Origin of the sequence: Bacteriovorax sp. DB6_IX (assembly GCF_000447775.1) — a bacterium.
Taxonomy (GTDB): Bacteria; Bdellovibrionota; Bacteriovoracia; order Bacteriovoracales; family Bacteriovoracaceae; genus Halobacteriovorax_A.
Genome location: NZ_AUNJ01000243.1, coordinates 1 through 5,238, shown reverse-complemented (window position 1 = coordinate 5,238; position 5,238 = coordinate 1). Strand labels below are relative to the sequence as shown.

Annotated in this window: 6 protein-coding genes; 4 read left to right on the top strand and 2 right to left on the bottom strand. The window is 38.6% G+C overall.

The window, feature by feature from the left end; genetic code table 11:
* Positions 1-42 precede the first annotated feature (42 nt).
* Positions 43-270: a 30S ribosomal protein S21 gene (gene rpsU / locus M901_RS07305; protein WP_021277549.1), complete on the bottom strand. Its 228-nt coding sequence runs from the start codon at positions 268-270 to the stop codon at positions 43-45.
* A gap of 167 nt (positions 271-437) precedes the next feature.
* Between rpsU and M901_RS07300 the strand changes: the two genes are divergently transcribed.
* Together M901_RS07300 and M901_RS07295 are read left to right on the top strand one after the other, a co-directional pair.
* Positions 438-1,700 (top strand): replication-associated recombination protein A, encoded by a 1,263-nt coding sequence (locus M901_RS07300; protein WP_021277550.1) that lies wholly within the window; start codon positions 438-440, stop codon positions 1,698-1,700.
* The gene (locus M901_RS07295; RefSeq protein ID WP_021277547.1) at positions 1,676-2,587 is read left to right on the top strand and encodes a metallophosphoesterase; all 912 of its coding nucleotides are present in this window, start codon (positions 1,676-1,678) and stop codon (positions 2,585-2,587) included. Before M901_RS07300 ends, M901_RS07295 begins: the two co-directional genes overlap by 25 nt.
* Here the strand turns inward: M901_RS07295 and M901_RS07290 are convergent.
* Complete coding sequence (locus M901_RS07290; protein WP_021277545.1) at positions 2,584-2,982, bottom strand: hypothetical protein; 399 nt, start codon at positions 2,980-2,982, stop codon at positions 2,584-2,586. The genes M901_RS07295 and M901_RS07290 overlap by 4 nt on opposite strands.
* Before the next feature lie 210 nt (positions 2,983-3,192).
* Between M901_RS07290 and M901_RS07285 the strand changes: the two genes are divergently transcribed.
* Together M901_RS07285 and M901_RS07280 are read left to right on the top strand one after the other, a co-directional pair.
* Positions 3,193-4,002: an endonuclease I family protein gene (locus M901_RS07285; protein ID WP_021277546.1), complete on the top strand. Its 810-nt coding sequence runs from the start codon at positions 3,193-3,195 to the stop codon at positions 4,000-4,002.
* 174 nt (positions 4,003-4,176) lie between these two features.
* Positions 4,177-5,040 carry an endonuclease I family protein gene (locus M901_RS07280; RefSeq protein ID WP_021277548.1) on the top strand — a complete coding sequence of 288 codons (864 nt, stop codon included), beginning with the start codon at positions 4,177-4,179 and terminating at the stop codon, positions 5,038-5,040.
* Positions 5,041-5,238 lie beyond the last annotated feature (198 nt).

Below are 5,238 nucleotides of genomic sequence, written 5' to 3'. Positions count from 1 at the left end.
ANAAAAAAAGCTCCCGTTAGGGAGCTTTCTGTATATAAAAGACTAGATCTTAGATCCTCTTCTCTTCATTCTGTTAGCTTTTGCACGTCTTTTTTCAGCCGCTTCAAGCTTTTCTTTGTTCAGTAGAGAAGGCTTCTTGTACTCTTTTCTCTTTCTATACTCTTTGATAACACCGAAAGCCTCACAGTATCTCTTAAATTTTCTAAGAGCTTTGTCTGCTGGGAACTTATCGTCGATATCAATCTTGATAGTATAATCTTTACCTGCCATGTTCATTCACCTCCTTCTTGCAAAACATTATAGATTCCTTTAACGAAATCTCCTAAAGGGTTCTCCACCACCGAAGTGATAAAGGTTAGAGTAATTAAATAGCCCTTTAAGGAAACCTAAGTTATGATAAGTGGGCTTCTGTGTCAACCAAATAAAGGGGATTTGTCTTGCAACAAGGCCTATTTTCGACAAATGATGAAAATTCTACTGGAACGCCTCTAGCACATCGTGCCAGGCCTCATCGTCGTGAAGACTATGTCGGGTTGAACACACTCATTAAGAGATACCCATTTCTGAGTTCAGATAAATTTCCTAGTCTCCTCATTTGGGGACCCCCTGGAACAGGGAAAACAACCTTAGCACAAGTTCTGACGGAGCATTCAGACAAAGAATTTCATACATTTAGCGCAGTTCTCTCAGGAGTTGCCGATCTTAAGAAGCTCATTGCTCAAGTTAAAGAGACCAAATCACTCTATGGTAAGGATTCAGTTATCTTCATCGATGAGATTCATCGCTTCAATAAGGCTCAACAGGATGCCCTCCTTCCCCATGTGGAAAGTGGGAGTTTTGTTCTTATTGGTGCCACCACAGAGAACCCAAGAAGTAGTGTTAACAGAGCGCTACTCTCGCGTATGCAAATTGTCGAGCTCTACACTCACAAGCATGCTAATCTCGTTCAGATCCTCGTGAAAACGGCCCAAAAAGAGGGCGTTGAGTTTGAAAAGGATGAGTTTGAGCTCATGGCAGAGTACTCAAATGGAGATGCGAGAAAGGCGCTTAATAATCTAGAGATGGGAATAGAGCTCAAAAAGGCAGACGAGTTTGAATTAGATAAGTTTAAGAAGATCATTCTTGAGAATGCTCGAAATTATGATAGCAATCAAGACAGACACTATGATGTCATCTCAGCCTTTATAAAGAGTATGAGAGGCTCTGATCCAGATGCAGCACTGCTATGGCTGGCCGTAATGCTAGATGGTGGAGAAGACCCAGTCTTTATCGCAAGAAGACTTGTGATCTTTGCCTCAGAAGATGTTGGCAATGCCGATTTACAAGCTTTAAATATGGCCGTTAATGGTCTCCAGGTCGTCCAACAAATAGGAATGCCAGAGGCTAGAATTACTCTGTCTCAAGTGACGACCTATCTTGCAAGTACAGTTAAAAGCAATGCAGCTTATATGGCAATTAACGAAGCTTTGGATTATGTCCAATCAAATCCAACTCAGGAAGTTCCTCTACACTTAAGGAACTTCCCACCAAAGAACCACCCAGTAAAATACAAGTACCCTCATGCTGAACCAGGAAGTTTTGTTAAGCAAGAGTACGCACCTCCTCAAGCGCCTCAGTTTTATAGACCTAAGGACAATGGAGTTGAAAAAAATATCAAGGATAGATTGAGTAAATTATGGAATGGAAAAAAGACCTACTAAGTACACCTGTTAAATTTCTTTTTATAGCTCTATGCCTTACATCATGTAAGAACCCACTTCTTCATCACAACTCTCCTATTGATGTAGTTATAGAAGAAAACTTTTTTGAGCAAAGAACTTGTATTATTGGAGACACAGGAACAGGAAGCTCCGATCAATTCTTAGTGGCCAAGGCCCTGGCCCAAGATGTTTGCCATAATATTATTCATACAGGAGACCTTATTTATCCAAAAGGTTTAAAGAATGCTTCTTCGGAACAATTCCAAAGTAAATTCTCTGCACCTTTTAAAGAGAATCTTGAAGTCTCACGCTTCTTTTTAACTTTAGGTAATCATGATTACAGAAGAAACCCTAAGGCCTGGCTTGATATCGCAAGAGAGAATGAAGCTCTTATCTATCCCCATCCTTTTTACGGTGTGAAGTTTAAGGACGCTTGCCTTACTTTCATCGATACCAATTTGAACTTTAGAAAAGGCCAAGAACTGTGGCTGCAAGATCAAATCAAAGACTTCAATGAAACTTGTAAGATTAAAATTGCTATCGCCCATCATCCTCTTATCAGTAGCGGCCATCATGGGAAGGCCCATGGAATGGTAGACAAATTTCTTTCTCAATATATTCTTAGCAATTACGACCTCTACCTTGCGGGTCATGATCATCAACTCTCAATTGAAACAAAGCTCAGTGGAACCGCCTTGGCGATCAGTGGCGCTGGTGCAAAAATTCGACCGATAAAAAATAAAAAGGCCACTTATTCTCTAAGTGACCTTGGGTATATGGTTTTATCTTTTGAAAATGATAAAGCGACTCTAGATATTAAACGAGTCGATGAGAGTGGTATTGCCCATACGGCCTTTACCTACCCTTTAGAGATTAAAAGAAATTAATCCCAACGACTAAAAACTACAAATGCGTTAGTTTGAAGATCTTTTGTAATAAAGAAGTAACCTAGACTAGATTCTACGTAACAACTCACAGAGTAGTCTCTCCCCTTGATAAGTTGCTTACAAGAACTCTTTGTTCTTCCCATTGGACCATGTCCAAAATTAATATCTGATCTTCCATCACATCCGTGAAGATCAAGTGTTCCTCTTACAATTGAAATGGCCTGAGTGAGATAATCCTTCTCATCTCCTAGAACAACCATGCTATCTGTATCAACCTTGAACGAGCGACTATCAACTGCAAAATCGTAAGTTAGTTTGCTAAGGCAAGTATCCTTGCTAGCAAAAGCATTTAAAGAAAAGAAAACTGCTAAACCCAACATTAACGTTTTTGTCATATTTGTACTCCCACTGTGTTTGTGCGTGATGAATCTTATATTGAATTCCCTACGCTTTGGCAAAGAAAACTAAACAACAAGATCATGACGCATCGAAGCTAGTTGTTGAAATCACGTTTTTTTTCGTTTTTATTAGTTCAGACTTAATTTTATTATTAGCAATGGTAATATTTGTGTGTATTATGTGTGCAGTTTTTACAGGGGACAACAATGAACAAACTACTTTTAACAGCACTTTTACTAGTTTCGTTTACAACTGCTGCGGGGGAATTACACCACTACTATCCTTCAAAGGTTAAAACTCTTATGACAAATGCAAACGGGGAAGCATTAAAGTCATACTTATTTGCCGTACTAAATAGTACTCACCAAATGAATAAGAGTGGCCAGGATACGCTAGGATGTGAAAATAGCGGTGGTAAGTGTTACAACCAAAAATCTCTTGGATACAAGGGAGCGAGAAAAGTTCTATTTGGTAATCTTCACCTTGAAAAGGATGCTGACGGTTACTACATTAAAGATGTTTATTGTAGAAAAGAATTTAGAAGAAGACACACGAGAATGGGACCAGGACAAATCCCTAACTCAAATGTTGTGAACTGTGAGCATACTTGGCCACAGTCAAAATTCTCTTCTAGATTTAATAAGGGAATGCAAAAGTCAGACCTACACCACCTTTTCCCAACTGATAGCCACGCTAACTCTATCAGAGGAAATCACAACTTCGGTGACGGTGGATCAACTGTAGATTCAGACTGTACAGCTTCTTACAGCTCAGGTTCTAAATTTGAAGTACCTGATGAGCACAAAGGAAATGTTGCTAGAGCAATGTTCTACTTCTCAACGAGATACCAGAAGCAACTGGATAGAAATCACGAAGAGACACTTAGAAGATGGCACCTACAAGATCCTGTTGATGCTGCTGAAAGAGAAAGAAATGACATGATCTTCAATGTCCAGCAAAACAGAAACCCATTCATCGACATGCCAGAGCTTGTTGATATGATCACAGATTTCTAAAAAAATTAAATTTCAAATACCAAGGCCCACATTATGTGGGCCTTTTAGTTTCTAAAGAAAGTTTTTTTACTCATCAAATCCTGACAAAATAAATCCCAAAAGTAAGAAAAAACTATTGGCAAAAGCGCAAAAGATCTAGGTATCATTTTTATGGGAGCGACTAGGGAGCCACAATTGAAATTCTTAACCTTATTATTTTTGTTATTACCTAATGCATTTGCCGCCAACTCTACCTACTATCCAATTGAAACAGTTACAACATTCGAAGAAAGCCAATTAAGAGATGATGAACTCAAGAGAGCAATCTTTGAACTACTTAATACTGAACACCAAAAGAATCCTGGCGATCATGATTCTCTAGGTTGTGGAAACGGGACAGGAGTTTGTTACAGACAAAAGTCTAATAGTTACAAAACAGCTAAGAAGATTCTCTTTGGTAAGCTCCACCTCTCTAAAAATAATTCCGGTGATTACCAAGTTTATGATGTTTACTGTAGAAAAACATATGATCGCTACAGTGACTCTATTGGTAAAGTAGGTCCTGATATGGTTCCTAATCACCAAGTTGTTAACTGTGAGCACACATGGCCACAATCAAAGTTTTCAACAAGATTTAATAAAGGAATTCAAAGAGGAGATCTCCACCACCTCTACCCAACGGACTCTAAGGCTAACAGCATGAGAGGAAATCATGACTTTGGTATTGTAAAAAATGGAAGAGCTCCAACTCATAACTGTGATGCTTCATCTTTTGCAAATAATACTTTTGAGCCACCAGCGGAACATAAAGGAAATGTTGCAAGAGCAATGTTCTATTTCTCAGTGAGATATCAACTTCAAATTAACTCAAAAATGGAGAAGGCCTTAAAGCTTTGGCACGAGCAAGACCCTGTTGATGATGAAGAAAGAGAAAGAAATGAGAGAATCTATGAAGTTCAACAGAATAGAAACCCTTTCATTGATTATCCACATCTCGTAGATCTTATTAAAAACTTTAAAAATACAAAAGCCTCCATAACGGAGGCTTTTTTATTATAATATCGACCAGATTCTTCAACTTCCACAATAACCGCTACTTCAATTTTAACTTCAGCGTTACCGTCTAATAACTTTCTTCACATAAAGGGGAACTACAACAAACAACTTCAACTTTTATGATCTGGCCTTCACTTCAAAAGACTTTGGGGGTTTTACACCCAAATAGTATTTGGCACAATGCCCCCTAAACTTTTTACA